Source organism: Aureimonas psammosilenae, from assembly GCF_009176975.1.
Classification (GTDB): Bacteria; Pseudomonadota; Alphaproteobacteria; order Rhizobiales; family Rhizobiaceae; genus Plantimonas; species Plantimonas psammosilenae.
The window spans coordinates 110556-136591 of record NZ_WEZG01000011.1; the positions used below are offsets into that span (position 1 = coordinate 110556).

The window sequence follows — 26036 nt, forward strand, 5'->3', positions numbered from 1 at the left end:
CGAGCGAACACGAGTGGATGGGCGGAACAAGGGAAATGCGGACGATGATCTCTCACCGAGCGGATATCCACCGCCGAAAACGTTCGACGGCGGATAAAGGCATGAGTTCCGGCGGTCAGCCGATCGTGTGCGGCACGATGCGGCCGGCATCCAGCGTGACGACGCGGTCCATGCGCTTCGCCAGCTCGTGGTTGTGGGTCGCGATCAAAGCCGCGACGCCGGATTGCCGCACCAGCGCCGTCAGCGCGTCGAAGACGTAGTGCGAAGTCTTCGGGTCGAGATTGCCGGTCGGCTCGTCCGCGAGGAGCACATAGGGGTTGTTGGCCACCGCCCGCGCGATGGCGACGCGCTGCTGTTCGCCGCCCGAGAGCTCGGCCGGGCGATGCGTCGCACGCTTGCCGATCCGCATATATTCCAGAAGCTGCTGCGCCCGGTCGGAGGCTTCCTTCAGGCCCAATCCCCCGATCATCTGGGGCAGCATGATATTCTCCAACGCGGAGAATTCCGGCAGCAGGTGGTGGAACTGGTAGACGAAGCCGATGGACCGGCGGCGCATCTCGGTGCGCCGCGCGTCGTCGAGCCCGCCGCAGGCGACGCCGTTGACATAGACCTCCCCGGCATCCGGGCGCTCCAGCAGACCGGCCAGATGAAGAAGCGTCGACTTGCCCGTGCCGGACGGAGCGACGAGAGCCACCATTTCGCCGGCGGCGATGGAGAAATCGACGCCCGTCAGAACGTCGAGCCTCGTTTCGCCTTCGCCGAAATGCCGTTCGATCCGTTGGAGACGCAGGGAATGGGAAACGTCGGTCATTCGTAGCGAAGCGCCTCGACGGGATCGAGTTTCGACGCCTTCCAGGACGGAAGGATCGTGGCGAGAAGCGACAGGCCGAGCGCCATGGCGATGACGCTGACGACCTCGCCGGCATCGATCTCGGCCGGCAGCTTCGACAGGAAGTAGAATTGCGGGTTGAAGAGAACCGTGCCGGACAGCCACGAGAAGAACTGCCTGATCTCCTCGATATTCAGGCAGAAGACGACGCCGAGGATGAGACCGGCGATGGTGCCCGCGACTCCGATGGAAGCGCCGGTGATCAGAAAGACCCGCATCACCGAACCCCGCGTCGCACCCATCGTGCGAAGGATCGCGATGTCGCGGCCCTTGTCCTTCACCAGCATGAACAGGCCGGAGATGATGTTCAGCGCCGCCACGAGGATGATCAGCGTCAGGATGATGAACATGACGTTCCGCTCCACCTGCAAGGCGGAGAAGAAGGCCTGGTTGTCGGTCTGCCAGGTGGAGGTGTAGTTCGGCCGCCCGGCGGCGGTCTCGATCGCGCCTTGCAGCGTCGACACGTCGTCGGGATCGTCGGTGAAGATCTCGATCGAAGCGGCCTTGCCCTCCTGGTTGAAGAAAAGCTGCGCTTCGGACAAAGGCATGTAGACATAGGCTGCGTCGAAATCCGACAAGCCGATCTCGAAGATCGCGGTGACCGGATAGGCCTTCACGCGCGGCACGGTGCCGAGCGGCGTGGAGTCGCCCTCCGGCGCGATCAGCGTGATCTGGTCGCCGAGTTGCAGGCCGAGCGCCTGGGCGAGCCGCGTGCCGATCGCCACGCCGCCACTTTCCTCGAAGCCGTCCAGCGAGCCGACCTTGATGTTGGACGAGATCGGCGTCAGCATCTTCAAGTCGGCTTCCCGCACGCCCTTGACGAGCGCGAAGGATTTGACGCTGCTGGCGCCGGTAACGAGCACCTGTCCATCCACCACGGGCATGGCGAAGGTCACGCCGGGCACCTTCGACACGCGGTCGGCGACTTCGGCATAGTCGGTCAAGGGCGTGTCGATGTCGCGCAGCACCACATGGCCGTTCACGCCGAGGATGCGCGATTGCAGTTCGGCGCGAAAGCCGTTCATCACCGACATGACGATGATCAGCGCCGCAACGCCGAGCATGATGCCGACGAAGGAAAAGCCGGCGATCACGGACACACCGGCGTCGCGCCGCCGGGCGCGCAGATAGCGCCCGGCGATCATCCATTCGAAACGCGAGAACGGCTTGACCTTCGCCGCTCCCCTGGCGACGGACGCGTCGAGCGTGGCGGCGCTCACGCGGTCAGCCGCCGCAGAACATCGGCGAGCGGCAGCGTTTCGCGCTCGCCGGTGGCCCGGAACTTCAGCTCGGCCTCGCCGGCCTTGGCGCCGCGCGGGCCGACGATGACCTGAACCGGCAGACCGATGAGGTCCATCGTGGCGAATTTCGCGCCGGCGCGGCTGTCCTCGTCGTCCATGAGAACGTCCAGACCGGCGGCCTGCAGCGTCTGGTAGAGCTCCTCGCAGGCTTTGTCGCAATCGGCGTCGCCCGGCTTCATGTTGACCAGCCCGACATCGAAGGGCGCGACATCCTTCGGCCAGATGATGCCGGCCTCGTCGTGGCTCGCCTCGATGATCGCGGCGATCAGCCGGCTCGGGCCGATGCCGTAGGAGCCCATATGCACCGGCACTTCCTTGCCGTCCGGCCCGGTGACGGTGGCGCCCATCGGCTCGGAATACTTCGTGCCGAAATAGAAGATGTGACCGACCTCGATGCCGCGCGCGGCGACCTTCTCGGCCTCGGGAAGCGCTTCCCACGCCGCCTCGTCGTGCATCTCTTCCGTGGCCGCGTAAGGGGTCGTCCAGTTCTTCACGATCTCGGCGAGCGCCGCCGAATCGCGGAAATCGACATCCGTTTCCGGAACCTTCAGTTCCAGATAATCGCGATGGCAGAAAACGGCGCTTTCGCCGGTCGAGGCCAGGATGATGAATTCGTGGCTGAGATCACCGCCGATCGGCCCGGTATCCGCGCGCATCGGAATCGCCTGAAGACCGCAACGCGTGAAGGTGCGCAAGTAAGCGACAAACATGCGGTTATAGGCGTTGCGCGCCGCTTGCCCGTCGAGATCGAAGGAATAAGCGTCCTTCATCAGGAACTCGCGCGAGCGCATCACGCCGAAGCGCGGACGCACCTCGTCCCGGAACTTCCACTGGATATGGTAGAGGTTGAGCGGCAGATCCTTGTAGGAGCGGACATAGGAACGGAAGATATCCGTCACCATTTCCTCGTTGGTCGGGCCGTAGAGCAGTTCGCGCTCGTGGCGATCCTCGATCCGCAGCATCTCCTTGCCGTAGTCGTCGTAGCGGCCGCTTTCGCGCCAAAGATCGGCCGACTGGATCGTCGGCATCATGATCTCCAGCGCGCCCGAGCGGTTCTGTTCTTCGCGCACGATCCGGCAGATCTTGTCGAGAACGCGCTTGCCGAGCGGGAGCCACGAATAGATGCCCGCCGACTGCTGGCGGATCATGCCCGCCCGCAGCATAAGGCGGTGCGAGACGATCTCGGCCTCCTTCGGCGTTTCCTTGAGGATGGGAAGGAAGAACTGCGAAAGACGCATGTCGGACTCGGCCTCGGGCTATCGGCAACCGCTCTCGGCACGGCTTACGGCGGCAAGATGGCGCGGAAATGGAATAAGCGCCCGATCGTGAACGAGCGGGACGTTTCTAGCCTTAGCCTCCATGAGACCGGATGGAAAGACGACCCGTTCGGCCCAATTTGCGGGCGACAGGTGCCGGTTTCTTCACCCTGCTGCTCAGAAACATCACAAAATCGAAATACCTGATGACAACGAAGCGCCCCGGCGTTACCGTCGCGCTACAAAAATCGCGCGCCAGTGCGCGTCAGCATCATACGGTCTAGTCTCGGGAGGACGTGGTTTTCGGCGCAGCGCCCGCTGCAGCCCCGAAGTTGGTTTCGGAGCAGAACCCAGACCGGAATATTCAAATGCAAGGCTTCGGCCTTGCATTTTTTTTCGTCACCAGTTTTTCGAACCGTCCGGAACGAGGTTCGGGATACTGTCCAACCCGAAGCCGAAAATCTGCGTCGTCGTGTAGTAGGCAATAAAAGCCAGGGTGGCAGCGACCGTCGTCCAGAAGGCTTTGCGCGCGAAGCTGAACGTGGCCGGCGCGCCGGGCTCGGTGCCGAGAACGACGTCGTTCTCGTCGCGCTGCGATCGGATGCCGATCGGCAGAATCGCGAAAAGCACGGTCCACCAGATGATGAAGTAGATCGCGAGCGCGTTGATCCACCCCAAAGGTCAGCCTCCATTGCTCGTGGGTAAGCGCACCGGCCTTCGACCGGTGCGCTCGTTATTCGATCAGCCGCGCGTGACGAAGACCGTCACCATGGGCTTCTTGCCCCAGGCATTGTTGGCGGCGGCACGAACGGCACGACGGGCTGCTTCCCGAACGAGTTCGTTGTCCTTGCGCCGCTGGCGAGGAATGCTTTCCACCGCTTCGGCGACGGCGTCGATCAGAAGCTCTTCCATGTCGTCACCCTCGCCATCGCGCTTGGGCAAACCAACGCACACGACATCGGGATCGTCGCGCAGATCGGAATTGCCGGCAAGTTCGACCAGAACGCTGACATGACCGGCATAGGAGAAACGCCGCCGTTCGGCGATGCCCATCTCCTCCTCGTTGCCGACCAGGAAACCGTCGCGATACAGGCGGCCGAAGGGCACCTGCTCCACGATCTCCGCCGCGCCCGGCGCAAGGCGCAGCATGCGACCATCGCGGACACGAACGACCTCCTTCACGCCGAGCGACTTCGCCAGTTCCTCATGAGCGGTCAGGTGCGCCGATTCGCCATGGACGGGAACCGCGATCCTCGGCTTGATCCAGTCGTACATCTGCCGAAGCTCGGCCCGACGCGGATGGCCCGACACGTGAACCAGAGCGTCGCCATCTTCGAGGATGTCGATGCCGCGCTCGATGAGCAGGTTCTGGATATCCACGATCCCCCGCTCATTGCCGGGAATCGTGCGCGACGAGTAGATGACGAGATCGCCTTTCGACAAGGCGATCTGCGGGTGATCGTCTCGCGCGATGCGGGCCAGCGCCGCGCGCGGCTCGCCCTGGCTGCCGGTCATCAGGATCACGGCCTTGTCGCGCGGCAGATAGCCGAACTCGCTTTCGTCCACGAACGGCGGGACGCCGTCGAGATATCCGAGTTCGTTGGCCACATCGACCACGCGGCGCATGGAACGGCCCATCAGCAATGTCTGCCGGCCAGCAGCGGCCGCCGCCAAAGCCACGGCCTTGATGCGCCCGACATTGGACGAGAATGTCGTGACGGCCACCCGGCCGGGTGATTTCTCGATGATGTCGGTAAGCGATTCTCCGACTTCCGATTCGCTCGGCGAGATGCCTTCGCGCAGCGCGTTGGTCGAGTCGCAGACGATGGCGAGAACGCCCTCCTCGCCGATCTCGCGCAAACGCTTCTCGTCCGTCGGGTCGCCGAGGGCGGGATGATGGTCGATCTTCCAATCGCCCGTATGGAGAACGGTGCCGAGCGGCGTCCTGATGGCGAGCGATACCGGTTCGGGGATCGAATGCGTGACGTTGATGGCTTCCAAGTCAAAGGGTCCGACCTTGAAGCGCTCCCCGGCCCGGAAGACGGTGACGGGGATCTTCGGCGCGCCGGGCTCACCCTCGCGCTTGGCTTGCAGCATCCCGGCGGTGAAAGGCGTGGCGAAGACCGGCACCTTCAAACGGGGCCACAGGCTTAGGAGAGCGCCGTAATGGTCCTCATGGGCGTGCGTGATGACGATGCCATGCAGCGAGTCGCGATGCGCCTCGATGAAGGAGATGTCCGGCAGCACCAGTTCGACGCCCGGATGCTCAGGGCCGGCGAAGGACACGCCGCAGTCGATGATGATCCACTCGCGATCTTCGGCGGGACCGTAACCGTAGAGAGCGAGATTCATGCCGATCTCGCCGACGCCGCCTAGCGGCAGAAAAACTAGTTCGTTCAACGTGTCAGTCTTTTCCGAACGGGGTCGACCGCGTGATGACCGGCCTCCCAAAGTCGATTGCGTGGATATAGGGCGGTCAACCCGCCGGCTGGATAGAAGGTGTGGAGGATTTGGAGCCGAGAGGAAAGACGTCTCCGGCCGAAACGAGACGAATTGCCCCGTCGTCTTCCTTCAGAAGAAGCCGCCCTTCCCGGTCGAGACCGACAAAAGTGCCGACCATCGTGCGATCCTGCAGGTTGACGCGGCATGGCGCGCCGATGCCGGCGCAGTTCGCGATCCATCGCTCGCGAATGGCCGCGAAGTTGCCTCCGCGATCCCAGAACGCCAAGGCGCCTTCGATGCTTGCCGCCACCGCCGCGAAGACCTCGTCGACTTCGGCGCCGCAGCCTTCCTGCCGGAGCCCCGTCACCGGATAGGGCGTGTCGCTCGGGACATTGGCCACATTCACGCCGCAGCCGGCGACCACCGCCGTCCGTCCGTCAGGCAGACGCTCGCTTTCGATGAGGATGCCGGCGCATTTCCGCCCGCCGATCAGAACGTCATTCGGCCACTTGATGGAAACTTCGGCCGACGCCAAGCTCGGCAAGGTGGAGAGCGCTTCGCAAAGGCCGAGCGACACCACGAGAGGGAGATTGTGCAGCGCTTCCTGCGGCGAAGGGTTGATGAGAAGCAGGCTGGAATAAAGGTTGCCGCGCTCCGACACCCAGGTGCGAGCGCGCCGCCCGCGCCCTGCCGCCTGACGGGCTGCCGTCACCCAAAGCGGTCCGGGGTCCCCGGACCGCGCAGCTTCCATGGCGACCGTGTTGGTCGAGCCGACCTCATCGAGCGCGAGATGTCGGCGAACCTTGGAAGCCTTTGCCGTCAACGTCTTAGAGCAGGCTGCGCGCTGCGGCCTGCGCCGCGGCCAGAAGTGGCCCGGCGAAGACGATGTAGACCGGGAAGATGAACAGGGTCGAGAGCGCGAGCACGCCGCGAAGTTCCATGCTCGCCGGTGCCAGCGGCGCATTCGGCTCGTCGAACCACATCACCTTCACGATGCGCAGGTAGTAGAACAAGCTCACGACCGACGTCACGACGCCGATGATCGCCAGAGGCCACAGTCCCGCACCGACCGCCGCCATGAACACGTAGTACTTGGCGATGAAGCCGCCGAGCGGCGGAAGGCCGGCGAGCGACAACATGAGAATCGTCAGCGCGAGCGCCATGCCGGGATTGGTCTGCGACAGGCCGTTCAATTCGTAGACGTCTTGCGTCACGCCATCGCGGCGACGCATCGCCATGATCACGGCGAAGACGCCGAGCGACATGACCATGTAGATCGCCATATAAACGGCAACGCCGCGCACGCCCGCCTCGTCACCGGCGGCAAGACCCACCAGTGCGTAGCCCATATGCCCGATCGACGAATAAGCCATCAGCCGCTTGATGTTGCGCTGGCCGATCGCGGCGAACGCGCCGAAGGCCATCGACAAGATCGACACGAACACGAGTACCTGCCGCCAGTCGGCGACGTAAGGACCAAAGCCCTCCATCGTGAAGCGCGTGAGAAGCCCCATCGCGGCGACCTTGGGCGCGGACGCAAAGAAGGCTGTCACCGGTGTCGGCGAGCCCTCGTAGACGTCCGGCGTCCACATATGGAACGGCACGACGGAGAGTTTGAAGGCGAGACCCGCGATCACGAAGACGAGGCCGACCAGCAGGCCGAACGAGCGGTTCTCCACCGTCAAGGCACGGGCGATGGCCTGGAACTCGATCTGGCCGGTGAAGCCGTAAACCATCGACGCGCCGTAGAGGAGGATGCCCGACGACAGCGCGCCGAGCACGAAATACTTCAGGCCCGCCTCGGTGCTCTTCACGCTGTCGCGGTTGAAGGCGGCGACGACGTAGGAGGACAGCGAAAGGAGTTCGAGGCCCATGTAAAGGGCGATGAGATCACCCGCCGACACCATCACCATCATGCCGACCGTTGCCAGACAGATGATGACCGGGAACTCGAAGCGGTTGAAGTGATCGGACTCCGAATAGCCGACCGTCATCACGAGAGCGGCGGCCGAGCCGATCAGCACGACGATCTTCATGAAGCGGGCGAAGGCGTCGAGTTCGAACGAACCGGAGAAGGCACGGCCATCCGGCGTGAAGAAGATCAGCCGGGCGGCCGTCACGATCAGCAGCGCGACCGCGAGCGAGGTCATGAAACGCGTGCTACGCTCGCCGGAAAAGACGCCGATCATCAGAAGCACCATCGCGCCGACGCCGAGGATCACCTCGGGCATCGCAATGGACAGGCTGGCGGAAAAGTCAGGTGTCATGGAATTGTCCGCTCAGTTGGCCGCCTGGGCGACCGAATTGGCCGACCCCAGTGCCGCGGTATAGTTCTGAACAAGCGCCTGCACCGAGGCTTCCGTCGCGTGGAATACCGGCATCGGGTAGATGCCGAAGAACACGGTCAGAACGGCGAGCGGGTAGAGCAGCGCCTTTTCGCGCGGGCTGAGGTCGAGGATGTCCTTCAGGTTCTCCTTCGTCAGAGCCCCGAAGATGACCCGCCGATACAGCCAGAGCGCATAGGCCGCCGACCAGATCACGCCCGTCGCCGCGAAGATCGCGACCCAGGTGTTCACCCGGAAGACGCCGAGCATCGTCAGGAACTCGCCGACGAAACCGCTCGTGCCCGGCAGACCGACATTGGCCATGGTGAAGATCAGGAACATCGCCGCATAACCCGGCATCCGGTTGACGAGACCGCCATAGGCGTCGATCTCGCGGGTGTGGATGCGGTCGTAGACGACGCCGACGCACAGGAAGAGCGCGCCCGACACGAGGCCGTGGCTGAGCATCTGAAACAACGCGCCCTGGATGCCCTGCTCGTTCGCCGCGAAGATACCCATCGTGACGAAGCCCATATGGGCGACAGACGAATAGGCGATCAGCTTCTTGATGTCCTCCTGCATCAGCGCGGTCAGCGACGTGTAGACGATCGCGACAACGGACAGCGTGAAGACGAAGGTCGAGAAGTAGTCGGAGGCCAGCGGGAACATCGGGAGGGAGAAGCGAAGGAAGCCGTAGCCGCCGAGCTTCAAGAGGATGCCCGCGAGGATCACCGAGCCTGCCGTCGGTGCTTCGACGTGGGCATCCGGCAGCCAGGTGTGAACCGGCCACATCGGCATCTTCACCGCGAAGGAAGCGAAGAAGGCGAGCCACAACCAGGTCTGCATGGAGGCCGGGAAGTTGTAGGCGAGAAGCTCCGGAATCGAACTCGTGCCGGCGGTCCAGTACATCGCCATGATGGCGACGAGCATCAGGACGGAACCGAGGAAGGTGTAGAGAAAGAACTTGTAGCTCGCGTAGACGCGCCGCTTGCCGCCCCAAACGCCGATGATGATGAACATCGGAATGAGGCTGCCTTCGAAGAAAATATAGAAGAGCACGATATCGAGCGCGCAGAAGACTCCGACCACCAGCACCTCCAGAAGGAGGAAGGCGATCATGTATTCCTTGACGCGCTTTTCCACCGACTCCCAGCTCGCCAGGATGCAGACCGGCAGCAGGAAGGTCGTGAGGATCACGAACAGCATGGAAATGCCGTCGACGCCCATGTGGTAGCTGATGCCGCCGGCGCCCATCCAGCTTGCCTGCTCCACCATCTGGAAGCCGGCCTGCGTGTTGTCGAAGCCGATCCAGATGAAGAGCGAGACGACGAAGGTGAAGACCGTCGTGATCAGCGCGATGCGGCGGATATTATTACGTCCTTCCGCGCTCGCATCGCTGGTGAAGGCGATGAGAGCGATGCCGACGAGCGGCAGGAAGGTGGTGAGGGAGAGGATTGGAAAGTCCATCGACCTCAGCGGCCTCCGACCATCATGAGGGTGACGAGGGCCGCGATGCCGATCAGCATCGCGAACGCGTAGTGGTAGAGGTAGCCGGACTGAAGCCGGACCACGCGGTCGGTGACATCGAGAACGCGGGCCGAAATGCCATCCGGACCGAAACCGTCGATGACCTTTTGATCCCCCGTCTTCCAGAAGAAGCGACCGAGAGCCTTGGCCGAGCGCACGAACAGGAAGTCGTAGAGCTCGTCGAAGTACCACTTGTTCAGGAGGAACTGGTACAGGCCGCGGTTGCGGGCCGCGATCTGGGCCGGCTTGTGCGGCGCGCGGATATAGAACGCGTAGGCCAGAACGAAGCCGAGAACCATCGCGATGGCGGGCGAGAGCTTCACCAGGAACGGCACCTCGTGCATTTCATGAAGCACGTGGTTCTCCGGACCGGTGAACAGGGCGCCGTGCCAGAACTCGCCATAGCCTTCGCCCACGAAGGGGTTGAAGAAGATGAGACCCGCGAAGAGCGCGCCGATGCCGAGGATGTAGAGCGGCACCAGCATCACCGGCGGCGACTCGTGGATGTGGTGCATCACCTCGTGGCTGGCGCGCGGCTTGCCGTGGAAGGTGAGGAAGATCAGGCGCCACGAATAGAAGCTGGTCATTAGCGCCGCGATCACGGTCATGCCGAAGGCGTAGAGCGCGAAGGGGTTGTGGCCGACGAAGGTCGCTTCGATGATCGCGTCCTTGGAATAATAGCCGGCGGTGAACGGGAAGCCGGTCAGGGCAAGCGTGCCGATGACCATCATCCAGTAGGTTTTCGGGATGTGCTTGCGCAGACCGCCCATGTTCCGCATGTCCTGCTCGTCGGACACGGCGTGGATCACCGAGCCGGCGCCGAGGAACAGAAGCGCCTTGAAGAAGGCGTGCGTGAAGAGGTGGAACACCGCCGGGCCATAGGCACCGACGCCGATGGCTGCGAACATGTAGCCAAGCTGCGAACAGGTCGAATAAGCGATCACGCGCTTGATGTCGTTCTGCACGAGGCCGATCGTGGCGGCGAAGAAGGCGGTCGTCGCGCCGATGAAGGTGACGACCGTCAAGGCCGTGTGCGACAGTTCGAACAGCGGCGACATGCGCGCCAGCATGAACACGCCCGCCGTCACCATCGTTGCGGCGTGGATCAGGGCGGAAACCGGCGTCGGGCCTTCCATGGCGTCCGGCAGCCAGGTGTGGAGGCCGATCTGCGCCGACTTGCCCATCGCGCCGACGAACAGCAGCAGGCAGATGGTGGTCATCGCGCCGGCGACCGTCATCGTATAACCGGCGAACTGGAAGAACGGCGCGGAACCCGCCTCCCCGCCTTCCGCCATGCGCGTGCCGAGGTCGGCGGCGCCGGCGAAGATCGTGTCGAGGTTCAAGGACCCGAACACGACGAAGACACCGAAGATGCCGAGCGCGAAACCGAAGTCGCCGACGCGGTTGACGATGAACGCCTTCATGGCAGCCGCGCTCGCGGACGGGCGTTTATACCAGAAGCCGATCAGAAGGTAGGACGCGAGGCCGACGCCTTCCCAGCCGAAGAACATCTGAACGAGGTTGTTCGACGTCACCAGCATCAGCATGGCGAAGGTGAAGAGCGACAGGTAGCAGAAGAACCGCGGCCGATGCGGATCGTGATGCATGTAGCCGATGGAGTAGGTGTGCACGAGCGCCGAGACCGTGTTCACCACCACCAGCATGACCAGCGTCAACCGGTCGATGCGCAGCGACCAGGACACGTCGAGTGTCCCGATACGCATCCATTCCAGTAGCGTGACATGCATGGTCTCGCCTTCGCCGCCGAAGAACGAGATGAAGCCGATCCAGGACAGGATCGCCGCGACGATCATCAAACCGGTCGTGAGGTATTCCGACGCCTTCGCGCCGAGGGCGTTTCCGAAGAAGCCGACGGTGACGAAGCCGATAAGAGGCAGAAGGACGATCAAGGCATACATCGGCCGGTCAGCCTTTCATCGTGGACACGTCCTCGACCGCGATCGAGCCGCGATTGCGGAAGAAGACGACGAGGATTGCGAGACCGATGGCCGCTTCGGCGGCGGCGACGGTCAGAATGAACAGCGCGAAGATCTGGCCGGCGAGATCGTTCAGAAAGGCCGAGAACGCGACGAGATTCAGGTTCACCGAAAGCAGGATCATCTCGACCGACATCAGGATCGTGATGATGTTCTTCCGGTTGAGGAAGATGCCGAAGACGCCCGTAACGAACAGGATCGCGCCGACGGTGAGGTAATGGCCAAGGCCGATTTCCATTGTTTCAGACCTTCCTCAGATGCCCTGTCCGCTTTTGACCTTGTGGATCTCGATCGCCGTCGCCGGGTTACGGGCGACCTGCGCCGGGATCGACTGGCGACGCAGACGCGCCGTGTGGCGAAGCGTCAGCACGATCGCGCCGATCATGGCCACGAACAGGATCAGGGCCGCGAGCTGGAAGAACAGGATGTAGCGGGTGTAGAGCACATGCCCGATCGCCTCGATATTCGTGGTTTCGGCAAGGCTCGGCATGGGGAGGGCGGTCGCGATCGCGGGCGTCGGCGCGTAGTAGCTGCCGGACACGGCGATCACGAGTTCGGCGAAGAGAACAAGTCCGATGATCGCGCCGATCGGGGCATAGCTCAGCGCGCCGCGCTTCAACGCCTTGAAGTCGACATCCAGCATCATGACGACGAACAGGAACAGGACGGCCACCGCGCCGACATAAACGACGATCAGGATCAGGGCCAGGAACTCGGCTCCGGTCAGCAGGAACAGCCCCGCCGCCGCAACGAAGGTCAGGATCAGGAAAAGGACCGAGTGAACGGGATTGCGCGACAGGACCACGCAAAGCGCGGAACCGACCGTCACGAAAGCGAAGATATAGAAGAAAAGCGCCTGCAGGCCGAGCATCGCCGGTATCCTAGGAAGCGTTGAACCGGACCTGAGGTCCGGTGCGCCATTTCGATGACGAAGAAGGCAGCGCGCTTGTTATGCGAGCCGCTTTCCAGCGGATTAGCGGTATGGCGCGTCGAGCGCAATGTTCAGCGCGAGTTCGCGCTCCCAACGGTCGCCGTTGGCGAGGAGCTTTTCCTTGTCGTAGTAGAGCTCTTCGCGCGTTTCCGTGGAGAATTCGAAGTTCGGGCCTTCCACGATGGCGTCCACCGGGCAGGCTTCCTGGCAGAAGCCGCAATAGATGCACTTCACCATGTCGATGTCGTAGCGCACGGTACGGCGGGTGCCGTCGTTGCGGCGCGGACCGGCCTCGATCGTGATGGCCTGCGCCGGGCAGATCGCCTCGCAAAGCTTGCAGGCGATGCAACGCTCTTCCCCGTTCGGGTAGCGGCGCAGCGCATGCTCACCGCGAAAGCGCGGACTGACCGGGTTCTTTTCGAACGGGTAGTTCACCGTCGCCTTAGGCTTAAAGAAGTAGCGCATGGTCAGCCGGATCGCGCCGACGAACTCGGCGAGAAACAGCGAACGAACGGTCTGTGCGATGGCATTCATGGCGGGCCTGAACGGTTCGAGGCGATGGGCGGAAGCGTCCGGCGGATCAGCCGGTCGCTCCCGTAAGCTTCACGACGAAGGCGGTGATGACGACCATGGCGATGGAGATCGGAAGGAACACCTTCCAGCCAAGGCGCATAAGCTGGTCGTAGCGATAGCGGGGCACGAAAGCCTTCACCAGCGCGAACATGAAGAAGACGAGGCCGACCTTCAGAAGGAACCAGATGAAGCCCGGTATCCAAGTGAACGGCGCGAAGTTGAAGGGCGGCAGCCATCCCCCGAGGAAGAGGATCGAGGTCAGGCAGCACATCAGGGTGATGGCTGCGTACTCGCCCAGCATGAACATCATGTATGGGGTCGAACCGTACTCAACCATGAAGCCGGCGACGAGTTCGGACTCGGCTTCGGGCAAGTCGAAGGGCGGCCGGTTCGTCTCGGCCAGCGCCGAGATGAAGAACACGATGAACATCGGGAACAAGGACAGCCAATGCCAGTCCAGGAACGTGTTCGGCAGGCCGACCATGGTTCCAAGGCCCGTCTGCTGCGCCAGCACGATCTGCGTGAGATTCAACGAGCCGACGCAGAGCAGTACGGTCACGATGACGAAGCCGATCGAGACTTCGTAGGACACCATCTGCGCAGCCGAGCGAAGCGCGCCGAGGAAGGCGTATTTCGAGTTCGACGCCCAGCCGCCCATGATGACGCCGTACACCTCCAGCGAGGAGATCGCAAAAATGTAGAGGATGCCGATATTTATGTCGGCGATCACCCAACCCTGCGCCACCGGCACCACCGCGAAGGTGGCAAGCGCCAGCGTCACCGCGACGAGCGGCGCCAGAAGGAAGACCGGCTTGTCGGCCGTCGCCGGGATCACCGGCTCCTTCAGCACGAACTTCAAGAGGTCGGCGAAGGACTGGAACAACCCGAAAGGACCGACGACGTTCGGACCGCGACGCAACTGCACCGCCGCCCAGATCTTGCGGTCGGCCAAAAGGATGTAGGCGACGAGCACCAGAAGAACGACGAGGAACAGGACGCTCTGGGCGAGGATGACGATCCCCGGCCAGACGTAGAGCGAGAAGAAGTCGATCATGGTCCCGCTCCTATTCCGCCGCTTCCAGATGCTGTTCGTGCGCCAAACGCGAGCATTCGGCCATGACCTTGGAAGCGCGAGCGATGGGGTTCGTCAGATAGAAATCGCCGACCGACGAGGCGAAGGTCGTGCCGCGAGCCGGCGCCGATGCGCGATCGGCGACAGCGCGAAGCACGGAAGCATCGGCCGAGACGACCGCGTCGGAGCGGTAGTTCGGATGCGCCGCATAGATTTCGCGACGCAGCGCGCCGAGCGAATCGAACGGCAACGGCTGCCCGAGCACGGCCGACAGGGCGCGGAAGATCGCCCAGTCCTCGCGCGCGTCGCCCGGCGGAAAGGCTGCACGAGACCCAGTCTGCGCCCTGCCCTCGATGTTCACCCAGGTGCCGGACTTTTCGGTATAGGCGGCCGCCGGCAGAATGACGTCGGCGCGATGAGCGCCCTTGTCGCCATGCGTGCCGATATAGACCACGAAGGAACCGGCTGCGATCTCGATCTCGTCAGCCCCGAGGTTGAACAGAACGTCGACCGCGCCGCCGGCCATCTCGGCGGCGTTCGGACCGCCGTTTTGAGGCACGAAGGCGATGTCAAGCCCGCCGACGCGGGAAGCGGCCGTCGACAGGACGTTGAAGCCGTTCCAGTCATCGGCGACGACGCCGTATTCATGCGCGAGCTTCAGCGCAAGCCCGAGAACATTCGCGCCCTCGGCACCGACAAGGGCGGTCCCGCCGACGATGATCATCGGCTTCTTGGCGGCAGTGAATGCTTCATGGAAATCGCGGTTTGCACCGGCGAGATTGGAAAGCGTATCGACGCCCGCGCCGAGATAGGTCGTCTGATAGCGCAGATCCGCGTGTTCGCCGATCGTCGCCACCGGGAAATTGTCCTGCCGCCAGCGGCGACGAATGCGCGCATTGAGGACGGAAGCCTCGAAACGCGGATTGGCACCGATGATCAGAAGCGCGTCAGCGTCCTGAATGCCGGTGATAGAGGTGTTGAACAGATAGGAGGCGCGTCCGTTCGCCGGATCGAGCCGCGCGCCGTCCTGCCGGCAATCGACATTCGCCGAGCCGAGCTGCTCCATGAGCCGCTTCAGAGCCCACATATCTTCGACCGCTGCAAGGTCGCCGGCAATGGCGCCGATGCGCTCGGGCGATGTGCCGCCGACCTTCGCCTTGATCGCGGCAAAGGCTTCCGACCAGGAGGCGGGAACAAGACGCCCGTTCTGGCGGATATAGGGCTTGTCGAGGCGCTGCGTGCGAAGACCGTCCCAAACGAAGCGGGTCTTGTCGGAGATCCATTCCTCGTTGATCTGCTCATTGGTACGCGGCAGAATCCGCATCACTTCGCGACCGCGCGTGTCGACGCGGATGGACGAACCGACGGCGTCCATGACGTCGATCGTTTCGGTCTTCGTCAGTTCCCAAGGACGCGCCTGGAAGGCGTAGGGGCGCGAGGTCAGGGCGCCGACCGGGCAGAGGTCGATCACGTTGCCCTGAAGCTCAGAGGTCATGGCCTGTTCGAGATAGGTTGTGATCTCGGCATCCTCGCCGCGACCGACGAGACCGAGCTCGGAAATGCCGGCGACTTCGGTGGTGAAGCGGACGCAACGCGTGCAGTGGATGCAACGCGTCATGATCGTCTTCACGAGCGGGCCGATATACTTGTCCTCGACGGCGCGCTTGTTCTCGCGATAGCGCGAGGACGAAACGCCGTAGGCCATGGCCTGGTCCTGAAGATCGCACTCGCCGCCCTGATCGCAGATCGGGCAGTCCAGCGGATGGTTGATCAGCAGGAACTCCATCACGCCCTCGCGGGCCTTCTTCACCATCGGCGTGTTGGTGAACATTTCCGGCGCTTCGCCGTTCGGGCCGGGGCGCAGATCGCGCACGCCCATGGCGCAGGACGCGGTCGGCTTCGGCGGACCGCCCTTCACCTCGACAAGACACATGCGGCAGTTGCCGGCGATCGACAGCCGTTCATGGAAACAGAAACGCGGGATTTCCGCACCCGCATGCTCTGCCGCCTGAAGCAGAGTGTAGTGGTCCGGAACCTCGATTTCCTTGCCGTCGACCTTGATCTTCGCCATTCCCGTCGGGCTTTCTCTTTCAGCCGGTCACGGCGCATTCCTGCGCCTCGCGAACCGTTCGGTCGCCGTGTCAAACGGCAGACCCGATGAATTCCATTCCGATCTATTCGGCCGCCTGAAGCATCGCCGGCTTGTTCACGCCGGGCGTCGCGTTGCGGGTATATTCGTCGATCCGCTTCTCGACCTCGGCACGGAAATGCCGGAACAGGCCCTGGATCGGCCACGCGGCCGCGTCGCCGAGCGCGCAGATCGTATGACCTTCGACTTGCTTGGTGACGTCCAGCAGCATGTCGATTTCGCGCTTTTCGGCGTTGCCGACGACCATGCGCTCCATCACGCGCCACATCCAGCCCGTGCCCTCGCGGCACGGCGTGCACTGGCCGCAGCTTTCGTGCTTGTAGAAGTAAGCCAGCCGCGCGATCGCCCGCACGATGTCGGTGGAGCGGTCCATAACGATCACCGCCGCCGTGCCGAACGACGACTTCACGTCGCGCATTCCGTCGAAATCCATCGGCGCATCGAGAATATGCTCGCCCGGAACCAGCGGACAGGACGATCCGCCCGGGATCACCGCGAGAAGGTTCTCGTAGCCGCCGCGAACGCCGCCGCAATGCTTGTCGATCAGCTCTCGGAACGGGATGCCCATGGTCTCCTCGACCGTGCAGGGCCGATTGACGTGACCGGAGATCGAGAAGAGCTTGGTGCCGGTATTGTTCGGACGACCGAAACCCGCGAACCAAGCCCCGCCGCGACGCAGGATGGTCGGGGCGACAGCGATCGACTCGACGTTGTTGACCGTCGTCGGGCAGCCGTAGAGGCCCATATTGGCCGGGAACGGCGGCTTCAAACGCGGCTGACCCTTCTTGCCCTCAAGGCTTTCCAGAAGCGCAGTTTCCTCACCGCAGATGTATGCGCCAGCGCCGTGATGCACGATCACGTCGTAGTCCCAGCCGCATTTGTTGTCGCGGCCGAGCAGGCCGAACTCGTAGCACTCGTCGATGGCGCGTTGCAGCGCTTCGCGCTCGCGCACATATTCGCCGCGCACGTAGATATAGGCGGCATGCGCACCCATCGCGAAACCGGCGATGATGCAGCCTTCGATCAGCGTGAACGGATCGTTCCGCATGATGTCCCGGTCCTTGCACGTGCCAGGCTCGGACTCGTCGGCATTGACCACGAGGTAGTGCGGACGCTCGCCCACTTCCTTCGGCATGAAGGACCATTTGAGACCGGTCGGGAAGCCGGCGCCGCCGCGACCGCGCAGGCCCGACGCCTTCATCTCGTTGATGATCCAATCCTTGCCTTTGCCGATGATCTCCTTGGTGCCATCGAAATGGCCGCGCGACATCGCGCCCTTCAGGCTCTTGTCCTTCAGGCCGTAGATGTTCGTGAAAATGCGGTCCTTGTCCTCAAGCATCGTCCCGCGCTCCTTTCACGTCCCCGTTCCCCTTCGGCTTTCCGTCATCGGAAGAAGCCGGACCGGGAAGAACGTCGTCCGTTACACGCTTGTTCTCGACCGGCGCGGATGCCCCGGCATCGGTGCGCTGACCGCCGGACGCCGGAGCCCGATCGGCCCCACTGTTATCCGGCGCATCGACGCGCTTATGTTCCTGCACGACAGCGCTTTCGTCTTCCGCACCCTTCCGGCCGAGGGGGCCGTCGGTGCGGGCCGAGTCGTGATCCTTGGCGACCGAGCCGCGCTCGGTAGCGTCGGCATCCTTTTCCGCCGCGCCCGTCGGGCCCTGCTGCGTTCCGCCGGTGCGGCCCGCGCCGGGCTGGTCGGCGCCCTCGGCGACATCCACCTTGTTCGCCGCTTCGGCGGCCTGGTTGGCATTGCCGTTCTGGGCCTTGCCGGGAGCGGAAATCGACGGATCGGTTTCAGCGGCATGCGTATCCGGGCGACCGGCCTGCGTGGGCGGCACGGGACCCGACGCTGCGCCGGCGCCCGTGCCCTGATCGGGAGCACCCTGCGCTGCCGGGCCCGAACCAGCCCCGCCACGCGCGCCTTCATCGGCATCATCGGAAAGAAGCGTCGTCGGACCGCCGATCGGAGCGGAAAGCTGACGGTCGATCTGCGGCCCGGTCGGGACACTCGCCCCTTCCCCGCGCTCGAACGCGTCGATGATCTCTTCGAGCCGCTGCGGGGTCAGATCCTCGTAGGTATCCTTGAAGATCATCACCATCGGCGCGTTCACGCAGGAACCGAGGCACTCGACCTCTTCCCACGACAGCGTTCCGGACTCGTTCAAATGGAACTGGTCGTGATGGATGCGCTTGCGGCAAACCTCTTTCAGCTCGTCCGAGCCGCGCAGCATGCAAGGGGTCGTGCCGCAGACCTGAACATGGGCGCGCGTGCCGACCGGCTTCAACTGGAACTGCGTGTAGAAGGTGGCAACCTCGAGAACGCGGATCAGGGGCATCGCCAACCGGTCCGCCACATACTCGATGGCGGCCTTGGAAACCCAGCCTTCCTGCTCCTGCGCGCGCATGAGCAGCGGGATCACCGCCGACTGCTGGCGCCCCTCCGGATACCTGCCGATCGCCCATTCAGCCCAGGCCGAGTTCTCGCCGTTGAAGGCGAAATTGGCTGGCTGCACGGAGTCTTCGGCGAGTCGTCTGACGGACATCGAACTTGGTTCGCTTCTAAACTGCGATGTTGCGGCGCGTTCTAACACAGGCCTGCCAAAAGGCCAGTGCCGGAAGGACGCAGAGTTCGCGACTGCAATACTCCCGGAAGCGGTCAGCTTTCCAGAAGGTTTTCAACCGTCATCGACAGGCCGGGCGGCGACAGATCGATCACGGACTCGCGCCCGAGAATCGACGTCGTGATCTGCCCATCCGCTGTCGCTCGGCGATGATGGATCACACGTCCCTCGTCGCCATAGACGATGAGGTAGTGCAGGATGGACGGAACGGCGAAATAGTCGATCAGCTTGCGATCCACATCGGTTCGCTGGCTCGATGGAGATACGACTTCGACAACGATCACCGGATGGGGTGCGAACAGGCCATCTCGGTCGTAGGGTCCGCAATGGATCAGCGCATCGGGCTCCCGAACCGTGTGATCGTCGATCCGAACACTGACGCCATCCGGAAACGCGCGACAATCGGTCAGTCCAGCAGACCTCAACCCTTGTCGTAAGGCCGTCACAGCAGACAGCTTCCGTTCCGCATGGCTGACGCGCTCCGCTTGCAACCGCACCGGCTGGCCGCCGACGAGTTCGTACCGCTCCCCATCCGGTCGCGATTGCGACCAAAGGAGGAACTCCTCGGCATTGATCTCAGTCTTCAGGGCGGCATCTGCGTTCATGAAAGCTTCATCCTCCGCACCGCCCTTCCCGACAACCGCCCCTTAGCGGTCCACTTCGCCGAACACGATGTCAAGGGAGCCGAGGATGGCGGACACGTCGGCAAGAAGGTGGTTCTTGCAGAGATGGTCCATCGCCTGAAGATGCGAGAAGCCGGGCGCCTTGATCTTGCAGCGATACGGCTTGTTGGTTCCGTCCGACACGAGGTAGACGCCGAACTCGCCCTTCGGCGCTTCCACGGCTGCGTAGACTTCGCCTTCTGGCACGCGGAAGCCTTCCGTGTAGAGCTTGAAGTGATGGATCAGCGATTCCATCGAGCGCTTCATCTCGCCGCGCTTCGGCGGCACCATCTTGCCTTGCGTCGAGGAGATCGGCCCGACCCTTTCGGAGCCCGACAGGCGCTCGACGCACTGCTTCATGATCTTCACCGACTCGCGCATTTCGACCATGCGGATGAGGTAGCGATCGTAGCAGTCGCCGTTCTTGCCGATGGGGATGTCGAAATCCATCTCCGAATAGCAGTCGTAGGGCTGCGACTTGCGCAGGTCCCAGGCCGCGCCGGAGCCGCGCACCATGACGCCGGAGAAACCGTGCGCCCAGCACTCTTCCAGGGACACGACGCCGATATCGACGTTGCGCTGCTTGAAAATGCGGTTGTCGGTCAGAAGACCTTCGATATCGTCGCAGACTTTCAGGAACGGGTCGCACCACGCGCCGATATCGTCCACGAGCTGCGGCGGCAGGTCCTGATGGACGCCGCCGGGACGGAAATAAGCCGCGTGAAGACGGGCGCCCGAAGCGCGCTCGTAGAACCCCATCAGGATCTCGCGCTCTTCGAAGCCCCAGAGCGGGGGCGTCAGCGCGCCGACGTCCATCGCCTGCGTCGTCACGTTGAGAAGGTGCGAAAGGATACGCCCGATCTCGCAGTAAAGAACGCGGATGAGCTGGCCGCGCTTGGGAACCTCGATACCGGCCAGCCGCTCCGTGGCGATGCAGAAGGCATGTTCCTGGTTCATCGGCGCGACATAGTCGAGCCGATCGAAATAAGGCATGGCCTGCAGATAGGTCTTGGCCTCGATCAGCTTCTCCGTCCCCCGGTGCAGGAGACCGATATGCGGGTCGACGCGCTCGACCATTTCGCCGTCGAGTTCCAGCACGAGGCGAAGCACGCCGTGCGCCGCCGGGTGCTGCGGGCCGAAATTGATGTTGAAGTTGCGGACGTCGATCTCGGCCATGTCAGCCTTCCTGCATCCCGTTGAACTGTGCGATCGTTTCGTCGGCTGTCAGCCGCTTGCGCTCGCCCGCGAATTCGTAGTTCGACGGCTTGTGGTCGATGAAGATTTCCTCGGCGAAGAGGAAGCGATCTGGACTCTCGAAGAGTTGCGTGGAAACCGCGATATCGCCGCTACCGTCCTGCATGCGCCAGAACAGACTGGAGCCGCAGGTGAAGCAGAAGCCGCGCTCGCCCCATTCGGACGAAGCGTAGAGACCGAGGGTGGATTCGTCGGCGATTTCGATGCGCTCGCACGGAACGGCAAGAAAGACACCGCCGGACCAGCGCCGACATGTGCCGCAATGACAAGCGTCCATCTCGACCTTGCGCGGCCATGCGGTCAACCGCACACCGCCGCAAAGGCACTGGCCGTTTATCGGACCCACGCTCATGGCCGCTTCAGTTCGGACGAGCCTTCTCGTCGCCTGGAAGCACGTAGTCGGTGCCTTCCCAAGGCGACAGGAAGTCGAAGTTGCGGAATTCCTGGCGAAGCTGCACCGGCTCGTAGACGACCTGCTTCACAGCCTCGTCGTAGCGGACTTCGACGAAGCCCGTCAGCGGGAAGTCCTTGCGAAGCGGATAGCCCTCGAAACCGTAGTCGGTGAGGATGCGCCGAAGGTCGGGGTGGCCGGTGAAGACGATGCCGTAGAGATCGAACGCCTCGCGCTCGTACCAGTCGGCCGCCGGAAACACGCCGACGATGGAAGGAACGAGATCCTCTTCTCCGACCTGCACCTTCACGCGGATGCGCTGGTTCCGATACGGCGCGAGGAGGTGATACACCACCTCGAAACGCTCGGCGCGCTCGGGGTAGTCGACACCGCAGAGATCCACGAAGGACAGGAAGCGGAGCGAAGGATCGTCCCGCAGCCGGGTCAGCACCTCGACGATTTCCCCGGCCGGCACCGTCAGGGTCAGTTCACCGAAACTGACGGCATGATGGGCCGCATCTTCGCCGAGAACCCTGCGAACCTCGTTCGACAATTCTTCCATGGACATGGTCGCTTCCTGATATCCTGGATGACCGAGGCTCAGCGCTCGATCGTTCCCGTGCGCCGGATCTTCTTCTGGAGAAGAAGGACGCCATAGAGAAGAGCTTCCGCGGTCGGGGGGCAGCCAGGCACGTAGATGTCCACCGGCACCACGCGGTCGCAGCCCCGGACCACCGAATAGGAATAATGGTAGTAGCCGCCGCCGTTGGCGCAGGAGCCCATCGAGATCACGTAGCGCGGCTCGGGCATCTGGTCGTAGACCTTGCGCAGAGCCGGCGCCATCTTGTTCGTCAACGTGCCGGCCACGATCATCACGTCGGACTGACGCGGGCTGGCGCGCGGCGCGAAGCCGAACCGCTCGGCGTCGTAACGCGGCATGGACATCTGCATCATCTCGACGGCGCAGCAGGCGAGCCCGAAGGTCATCCACATCAGCGAGCCGGTTCGCGCCCACTGGATCAGATCCTCGGTGGACGTGACGATAAAGCCCTTATCCGCGATCTCGTTGTTGATCTCGGTCAAAAACGGATCGGCCGCAGGCTTGGTCAAAGCCGGCGCCGAACCCAGATCGGTCGCCGGCGCGCGCACGAGCGACCTGTCGAAACCGTCCTTCAATCCCATTCCAGGGCACCCTTCTTCCATTCGTAGACGAAGCCGACCGTCAGGATCGCCAGGAACACCATCATCGACCAGAAGCCAAACCAGCTCACGGTGCCGAACGTCGCGGCCCAGGGAAACAGGAACGCCACTTCGAGATCGAAGATGATGAACAGGATCGAGACGAGGTAGAACCTCACGTCGAACTTCATGCGGGAATCGTCGAACGCATCGAAGCCGCACTCATAAGCGGAGAGCTTCTCGTCGTCCGGAGCCTTGAACGCCAGGAGAAAAGGCGAAGCGAGGAGAGCGCAGCCGATCAAAAGCGCGACGCCAACGAAGATGACGATCGGAAGATATGATCCGAGTAGCTCGGGCATCGCATGGAACTCCGAAGGCATTCACGCATCGCCGAGCGGACGCTGCGCGTTCGCACAACGCCATACCTCTCTTTAGAGCCGTTCGACAACTGGTGCTGAAATATATCGGCGCCCGGACCGTGCAATGCGTCGCATCGCCGCCATGTGAGGCGCGACGGTAGGGTTCGACGGAACTACGCTCGGCTATGCTCGTCGGACGCCTTGTCGCTCACGTTGGAGTTCATCGTGACAATCGCGCTGGCGTCGAGGTCGCCGAAGAAGTATTCAGGCCCAACGGAAAGTTGCATAGCCAGGAAGTAAAGCCGGCTGGCGCTGATACGATTGGAGCCGGTCTCATACTTCTGGATTTGTTGATAGCTCACTCCGACGAGCGAACCCAACTCTTCTTGGGTCATCCCCTTCTGCAAACGAAGAAGACGAAGGCGGTTGCCGACATGAACGTCGACGGGATTGCTGCGCGAGGACAAGACGTTGATCCGTTGCCGATAAGAACCCTACTCAATACTGTATTTTCATGCACCGTATACACATCGTGGGTTGTAACGTCCGCCTTGTCCGCAATGCCGGCAGGACGCTAGTCGGGCGATGAGCGACCGACCGAGCCGCGAGTCCGCCGAAACGCTGGAACGGCTTCTCAATCGCGTGGCGCGGCTGCGCGGCGCCGAAGATCTGTCGTTGCTTCACGCGGTGGCGGAAGAGTTCGATCTGCGGCAGGTTTCCTATCTCGGCGTCCGCCTTCCCAAACTGACCCGCCGAGAGCCCTTCCTGTTTTCGACCTTTCCGACGTCCTGGCTCCTCCGATATCGCCAGCAGTCCTATCTCAACGTCGATCCGGTGATCACGCAGGCGGCGAACTTCGTGCTGCCGACCGACTGGGGCAAGCTTCAGGCCGGCCGTTCGAAGCCCGTGAAGCAGCTCTTTGGCGAAGCACGGGAGTTCGGTCTGGGCACGCAGGGCATCTCGCTGCCCCTGCGCGGACGCCACGGCGAACTGGCGCTGTTCTCCCTGACATCCGACCTTTCCAAGCGGGACTGGGATGCCTGGAAGCGGCTGCACGCCGGCAATCTTCAGCTTCTCGGCTACCACATCCATGATCGGGTCATGGCGGCGGAAGCGCCCGCCGAGCGCGCGGAGCGCCGTCTCGCGCCGCGCGAGATCGACGTGCTGCGCTGGGCGGCGCGCGGGCGAACCGTGCGCGACACTGCCGAAATCCTCGATCTCTCCGAGCGCACGATCCGTTTCTATCTCGAACTTGCCCGCACCCGCCTCAACGCCCTCAACACCACCCATGCCGTGGCGATCGCTCTCGAAGAACGGCTGATCGACCTCATAGACTAGAGAGTCAGTCCACTGTCGGTTGCCGCCGACTACGGCGCTTCGGCCGTATTTCCTCAAACGCCTCTTGGCGGTCTGCTGAGCGGACCGAACAGAGGAGACGGGGATGATCGTTGTGGTGGAGGGCGCCGCGAAGCATGAGCGGCCGGACCTGATCGCCGACATGCATCGGCTGCGGAAGCGGGTCTTTCACGGACGGCTCGGCTGGGACGTGACGATCGAGGACGATTACGAAATCGACGTCTTCGACGACGCCAATCCGCTCTACCTCATCTCCGTGGCGGATGAGGGCGCGCCCGTTCGGGGTTGTCTGCGACTCCTGCCGACGATGGGGCCGAACATGCTGCGCGACGTGTTCCCCGAACTTCTGCCGGGACAAACGGTGGAAAGCCCGTTGATCTGGGAAAGCACGCGCTTCGCGGTGGATCTGCCGAGCCGGAATGCCGACGGATCACGCGCCGCCGCCCGTCTTGTTGGCCGCATCACGGGTGAACTCGTCGCGGGCGCGATCGAGGTCGGTCTCGCCGTCGGCCTCACCCATATCGTGTCGGTCTTCGACGCACGCATTCTACGCGTGCTGCGCGCGGCCGGCTGCTCGATCGAACTCATCGGCGAAGCACGCACCATCGGGTCGGTTCTGACGCATGCAGGGCTCTTCGAGGTTTCCGAGGAAGTCGTGGCCGCCATTCGCGAAGTGAACGGCCTCGAAGGTTCGCTCTTCGACCCGACGACTGCCGCGCGCCTTTTCGCCGCCTGAGCCGAACACGAAGGACATGACATCTATGATTTGCGACGATCGATGCGGCGCGACCTCGATCGAGCCGATCGGCCGGGATGCCGATATGGAAGCGTTGGCGCTCCTCCTACGCTATGCGGTGGAGGAGGCCGAACGCTTGGGCCTGCATGTTTCCTCGCATCATGCGGAGGTGGCGTTGCATTCCATGTATCGGCCGGGCGGCGCACTTCAGTCCTGAAGCGCTCCTTCGAACGGCGATCGGCGTCAAAGCGAATCCAGAAGCTTCGACTTGCGCGCGTCGAATTCCGCCTGCGTCAGATGCCCGTCGTCGCGAAGCTCGGCGAGCTGGCGGATCTTGGCGGGGATATCGTTCGCCCGACCGTGCGCGTCGGATGAATCACCCGCGCCTCGATCCCCTGCGCCCTCCTTCGCTTGATCCGGTTCGGCACCGACCTTCTTCAAATCGTCGAGGTCGATCGAGCCGTTCTGCGTGGAAAAGGTAAGGCTGGACGTCGAACCCTGCTGCTGCGAAGCGCCGCCGATTCGATAATCGCGCGTGTCGAAGACCGTCACCTTCCCGTCCCGCTGGACCGCCAAACGCGCGCGATCCGGAAAGACGGCATAGAGCTGGCCGTTCTGCCCGCCGCTCGACGACGGACGGCCAAGCTCTTCCGGCCACCAGGACGTAGGAGTCGAGATCGAGGAACCGCCGCGTGCCGGCGCATCGCCGTGGCCCGATGTTGCATCGCCGACGTTCCGCGAAAGTTCGGACGCCAATGCCGCGACACGGTCCTTCAGCGTGGCGTTGAACATATCTCCGATCATCGTCATTCCGCCGCTCGACCACTGGCCCATGCCGCCGAACTCGGGATGGTCGAACTGAGCCTGGCTCCCCCGCCCGGCCGCGACCGCCGACGCCATCACGCGGGTCGCTTCTTCGCTGAAGCCATGCTTGGCGCCGATGGCTCGAATCTCTCCGGTCTCTTCCGTCGTGCTCGCGTTCATCCGTCGCGCTCCCAAGAAACATTCGCG

27 protein-coding genes are annotated in these 26036 nt (G+C 63.2%); 3 read left to right on the top strand and 24 right to left on the bottom strand.

Features of this window, described 5'->3' with window-relative positions:
• Positions 1 to 115: 115 nt before the first annotated feature.
• The 23 genes from F9929_RS17840 to F9929_RS17950 all read right to left on the bottom strand — a co-directional run bounded on the left by F9929_RS17840 (position 116) and on the right by F9929_RS17950 (position 23400).
• Entirely contained in the window at positions 116 to 811 is a 696-nt protein-coding gene (locus F9929_RS17840; protein WP_152047905.1) for an ABC transporter ATP-binding protein, read from the bottom strand.
• Complete coding sequence (locus F9929_RS17845; RefSeq protein WP_152047974.1) at positions 808 to 2034, bottom strand: lipoprotein-releasing ABC transporter permease subunit; 1227 nt, start codon at positions 2032 to 2034, stop codon at positions 808 to 810. The genes F9929_RS17840 and F9929_RS17845 overlap by 4 nt, the downstream gene beginning before the upstream one ends.
• Positions 2035 to 2105: 71 nt before the next feature.
• Positions 2106 to 3428, bottom strand: a complete 1323-nt coding sequence (proS, locus tag F9929_RS17850; RefSeq protein ID WP_152047906.1) for a proline--tRNA ligase — start codon at positions 3426 to 3428, stop codon at positions 2106 to 2108.
• 417 nt (positions 3429 to 3845) lie between these two features.
• Positions 3846 to 4124, bottom strand: coding sequence for a DUF1467 family protein (locus tag F9929_RS17855; protein WP_152047907.1), 279 nt, complete (start codon positions 4122 to 4124; stop codon positions 3846 to 3848).
• Positions 4125 to 4187: 63 nt separating this feature from the next.
• Complete coding sequence (locus tag F9929_RS17860) at positions 4188 to 5798, bottom strand: ribonuclease J (RefSeq protein WP_152047975.1); 1611 nt, start codon at positions 5796 to 5798, stop codon at positions 4188 to 4190.
• Positions 5799 to 5922: 124 nt separating this feature from the next.
• Positions 5923 to 6711: a biotin--[acetyl-CoA-carboxylase] ligase gene (locus F9929_RS17865; protein WP_152047908.1), complete on the bottom strand. Its 789-nt coding sequence runs from the start codon at positions 6709 to 6711 to the stop codon at positions 5923 to 5925.
• 4 nt (positions 6712 to 6715) lie between these two features.
• A complete protein-coding gene (gene nuoN / locus F9929_RS17870) occupies positions 6716 to 8155 on the bottom strand; it encodes an NADH-quinone oxidoreductase subunit NuoN (protein ID WP_152047909.1) in 1440 nt (479 codons plus the stop codon).
• Between the two features lie 12 nt (positions 8156 to 8167).
• Positions 8168 to 9679: an NADH-quinone oxidoreductase subunit M gene (locus F9929_RS17875; protein ID WP_152047910.1), complete on the bottom strand. Its 1512-nt coding sequence runs from the start codon at positions 9677 to 9679 to the stop codon at positions 8168 to 8170.
• Positions 9680 to 9684: 5 nt separating this feature from the next.
• Positions 9685 to 11658 carry an NADH-quinone oxidoreductase subunit L gene (nuoL, locus tag F9929_RS17880; RefSeq protein ID WP_152047911.1) on the bottom strand — a complete coding sequence of 658 codons (1974 nt, stop codon included), beginning with the start codon at positions 11656 to 11658 and terminating at the stop codon, positions 9685 to 9687.
• 7 nt (positions 11659 to 11665) lie between these two features.
• On the bottom strand, positions 11666 to 11974 hold the full coding sequence (nuoK, locus tag F9929_RS17885) for an NADH-quinone oxidoreductase subunit NuoK (protein ID WP_152047912.1): 309 nt from the start codon (positions 11972 to 11974) through the stop codon (positions 11666 to 11668).
• Positions 11975 to 11989: 15 nt separating this feature from the next.
• The gene (locus tag F9929_RS17890; RefSeq protein ID WP_152047913.1) at positions 11990 to 12607 is read right to left on the bottom strand and encodes an NADH-quinone oxidoreductase subunit J; all 618 of its coding nucleotides are present in this window, start codon (positions 12605 to 12607) and stop codon (positions 11990 to 11992) included.
• A gap of 102 nt (positions 12608 to 12709) precedes the next feature.
• A complete protein-coding gene (gene nuoI / locus F9929_RS17895; RefSeq protein WP_152047914.1) occupies positions 12710 to 13201 on the bottom strand; it encodes an NADH-quinone oxidoreductase subunit NuoI in 492 nt (163 codons plus the stop codon).
• 46 nt (positions 13202 to 13247) lie between these two features.
• Positions 13248 to 14294 (bottom strand): NADH-quinone oxidoreductase subunit NuoH, encoded by a 1047-nt coding sequence (nuoH, locus tag F9929_RS17900; RefSeq protein ID WP_152047915.1) that lies wholly within the window; start codon positions 14292 to 14294, stop codon positions 13248 to 13250.
• Between the two features lie 10 nt (positions 14295 to 14304).
• Positions 14305 to 16383, bottom strand: coding sequence for an NADH-quinone oxidoreductase subunit NuoG (gene nuoG, locus F9929_RS17905; RefSeq protein ID WP_152047916.1), 2079 nt, complete (start codon positions 16381 to 16383; stop codon positions 14305 to 14307).
• Positions 16384 to 16486: 103 nt separating this feature from the next.
• On the bottom strand, positions 16487 to 17800 hold the full coding sequence (gene nuoF / locus F9929_RS17910) for an NADH-quinone oxidoreductase subunit NuoF (RefSeq protein ID WP_152047917.1): 1314 nt from the start codon (positions 17798 to 17800) through the stop codon (positions 16487 to 16489).
• The gene (gene nuoE / locus F9929_RS17915) at positions 17793 to 19010 is read right to left on the bottom strand and encodes an NADH-quinone oxidoreductase subunit NuoE (RefSeq protein ID WP_152047918.1); all 1218 of its coding nucleotides are present in this window, start codon (positions 19008 to 19010) and stop codon (positions 17793 to 17795) included. The genes nuoF and nuoE overlap by 8 nt, the downstream gene beginning before the upstream one ends.
• 113 nt (positions 19011 to 19123) lie before the next feature.
• On the bottom strand, positions 19124 to 19693 hold the full coding sequence (locus F9929_RS17920; protein WP_152047919.1) for a Uma2 family endonuclease: 570 nt from the start codon (positions 19691 to 19693) through the stop codon (positions 19124 to 19126).
• Between the two features lie 42 nt (positions 19694 to 19735).
• Positions 19736 to 20926 carry an NADH-quinone oxidoreductase subunit D gene (locus tag F9929_RS17925; protein WP_152047920.1) on the bottom strand — a complete coding sequence of 397 codons (1191 nt, stop codon included), beginning with the start codon at positions 20924 to 20926 and terminating at the stop codon, positions 19736 to 19738.
• A 1-nt stretch (position 20927) separates the two neighbouring features.
• Complete coding sequence (locus tag F9929_RS17930; protein ID WP_152047921.1) at positions 20928 to 21356, bottom strand: GFA family protein; 429 nt, start codon at positions 21354 to 21356, stop codon at positions 20928 to 20930.
• A gap of 7 nt (positions 21357 to 21363) precedes the next feature.
• The gene (locus F9929_RS17935) at positions 21364 to 21957 is read right to left on the bottom strand and encodes an NADH-quinone oxidoreductase subunit C (protein WP_235919402.1); all 594 of its coding nucleotides are present in this window, start codon (positions 21955 to 21957) and stop codon (positions 21364 to 21366) included.
• A gap of 38 nt (positions 21958 to 21995) precedes the next feature.
• Positions 21996 to 22577, bottom strand: coding sequence for a NuoB/complex I 20 kDa subunit family protein (locus F9929_RS17940; protein WP_152047923.1), 582 nt, complete (start codon positions 22575 to 22577; stop codon positions 21996 to 21998).
• On the bottom strand, positions 22568 to 22933 hold the full coding sequence (locus tag F9929_RS17945; RefSeq protein ID WP_152047924.1) for an NADH-quinone oxidoreductase subunit A: 366 nt from the start codon (positions 22931 to 22933) through the stop codon (positions 22568 to 22570). Before F9929_RS17945 ends, F9929_RS17940 begins: the two co-directional genes overlap by 10 nt.
• A gap of 173 nt (positions 22934 to 23106) precedes the next feature.
• On the bottom strand, positions 23107 to 23400 hold the full coding sequence (locus tag F9929_RS17950; protein WP_152047925.1) for a helix-turn-helix domain-containing protein: 294 nt from the start codon (positions 23398 to 23400) through the stop codon (positions 23107 to 23109).
• Between the two features lie 118 nt (positions 23401 to 23518).
• Here F9929_RS17950 and F9929_RS17955 point away from each other — a divergent pair, with 118 nt between their 5' ends.
• The 3 genes from F9929_RS17955 (at position 23519) to F9929_RS17965 (ending at position 25242) form a co-directional block, all read left to right on the top strand.
• Complete coding sequence (locus tag F9929_RS17955; RefSeq protein WP_152047926.1) at positions 23519 to 24271, top strand: LuxR family transcriptional regulator; 753 nt, start codon at positions 23519 to 23521, stop codon at positions 24269 to 24271.
• Positions 24272 to 24374: 103 nt separating this feature from the next.
• The gene (locus F9929_RS17960) at positions 24375 to 25025 is read left to right on the top strand and encodes an acyl-homoserine-lactone synthase (RefSeq protein ID WP_152047927.1); all 651 of its coding nucleotides are present in this window, start codon (positions 24375 to 24377) and stop codon (positions 25023 to 25025) included.
• 16 nt (positions 25026 to 25041) lie between these two features.
• Positions 25042 to 25242 carry a hypothetical protein gene (locus tag F9929_RS17965; protein ID WP_152047928.1) on the top strand — a complete coding sequence of 67 codons (201 nt, stop codon included), beginning with the start codon at positions 25042 to 25044 and terminating at the stop codon, positions 25240 to 25242.
• A 26-nt stretch (positions 25243 to 25268) separates the two neighbouring features.
• Here the strand turns inward: F9929_RS17965 and F9929_RS17970 are convergent, their stop codons facing one another.
• A complete protein-coding gene (locus tag F9929_RS17970; RefSeq protein ID WP_152047929.1) occupies positions 25269 to 26009 on the bottom strand; it encodes an SHOCT domain-containing protein in 741 nt (246 codons plus the stop codon).
• Positions 26010 to 26036 lie beyond the last annotated feature (27 nt).

Bases quoted from the DNA above. Each gene is read 5' to 3' on its own strand.
- F9929_RS17840 (WP_152047905.1), bottom strand. From the start codon at position 811: ATGACCGACGTTTCCCATTCCCTGCGTCTCCAACGGATCGAACGGCAT.
- F9929_RS17845 (WP_152047974.1), bottom strand. From the start codon at position 2,034: ATGATCGCCGGGCGCTATCTGCGCGCCCGGCGGCGCGACGCCGGTGTG.
- proS (WP_152047906.1), bottom strand. From the start codon at position 3,428: ATGCGTCTTTCGCAGTTCTTCCTTCCCATCCTCAAGGAAACGCCGAAG.
- F9929_RS17860 (WP_152047975.1), bottom strand. From the start codon at position 5,798: ATGAATCTCGCTCTCTACGGTTACGGTCCCGCCGAAGATCGCGAGTGG.
- nuoN (WP_152047909.1), bottom strand. From the start codon at position 8,155: ATGACACCTGACTTTTCCGCCAGCCTGTCCATTGCGATGCCCGAGGTG.
- F9929_RS17875 (WP_152047910.1), bottom strand. From the start codon at position 9,679: ATGGACTTTCCAATCCTCTCCCTCACCACCTTCCTGCCGCTCGTCGGC.
- nuoL (WP_152047911.1), bottom strand. From the start codon at position 11,658: ATGTATGCCTTGATCGTCCTTCTGCCTCTTATCGGCTTCGTCACCGTC.
- nuoK (WP_152047912.1), bottom strand. From the start codon at position 11,974: ATGGAAATCGGCCTTGGCCATTACCTCACCGTCGGCGCGATCCTGTTC.
- F9929_RS17890 (WP_152047913.1), bottom strand. From the start codon at position 12,607: ATGCTCGGCCTGCAGGCGCTTTTCTTCTATATCTTCGCTTTCGTGACG.
- nuoI (WP_152047914.1), bottom strand. From the start codon at position 13,201: ATGAATGCCATCGCACAGACCGTTCGTTCGCTGTTTCTCGCCGAGTTC.
- nuoH (WP_152047915.1), bottom strand. From the start codon at position 14,294: ATGATCGACTTCTTCTCGCTCTACGTCTGGCCGGGGATCGTCATCCTC.
- nuoG (WP_152047916.1), bottom strand. From the start codon at position 16,383: ATGGCGAAGATCAAGGTCGACGGCAAGGAAATCGAGGTTCCGGACCAC.
- nuoF (WP_152047917.1), bottom strand. From the start codon at position 17,800: ATGCTTGAGGACAAGGACCGCATTTTCACGAACATCTACGGCCTGAAG.
- nuoE (WP_152047918.1), bottom strand. From the start codon at position 19,010: ATGTCCGTCAGACGACTCGCCGAAGACTCCGTGCAGCCAGCCAATTTC.
- F9929_RS17920 (WP_152047919.1), bottom strand. From the start codon at position 19,693: ATGAACGCAGATGCCGCCCTGAAGACTGAGATCAATGCCGAGGAGTTC.
- F9929_RS17925 (WP_152047920.1), bottom strand. From the start codon at position 20,926: ATGGCCGAGATCGACGTCCGCAACTTCAACATCAATTTCGGCCCGCAG.
- F9929_RS17930 (WP_152047921.1), bottom strand. From the start codon at position 21,356: ATGAGCGTGGGTCCGATAAACGGCCAGTGCCTTTGCGGCGGTGTGCGG.
- F9929_RS17935 (WP_235919402.1), bottom strand. From the start codon at position 21,957: ATGGAAGAATTGTCGAACGAGGTTCGCAGGGTTCTCGGCGAAGATGCG.
- F9929_RS17940 (WP_152047923.1), bottom strand. From the start codon at position 22,577: ATGGGATTGAAGGACGGTTTCGACAGGTCGCTCGTGCGCGCGCCGGCG.
- F9929_RS17945 (WP_152047924.1), bottom strand. From the start codon at position 22,933: ATGCCCGAGCTACTCGGATCATATCTTCCGATCGTCATCTTCGTTGGC.
- F9929_RS17955 (WP_152047926.1), top strand. From the start codon at position 23,519: ATGAGCGACCGACCGAGCCGCGAGTCCGCCGAAACGCTGGAACGGCTT.
- F9929_RS17960 (WP_152047927.1), top strand. From the start codon at position 24,375: ATGATCGTTGTGGTGGAGGGCGCCGCGAAGCATGAGCGGCCGGACCTG.
- F9929_RS17965 (WP_152047928.1), top strand. From the start codon at position 25,042: ATGACATCTATGATTTGCGACGATCGATGCGGCGCGACCTCGATCGAG.
- F9929_RS17970 (WP_152047929.1), bottom strand. From the start codon at position 26,009: ATGAACGCGAGCACGACGGAAGAGACCGGAGAGATTCGAGCCATCGGC.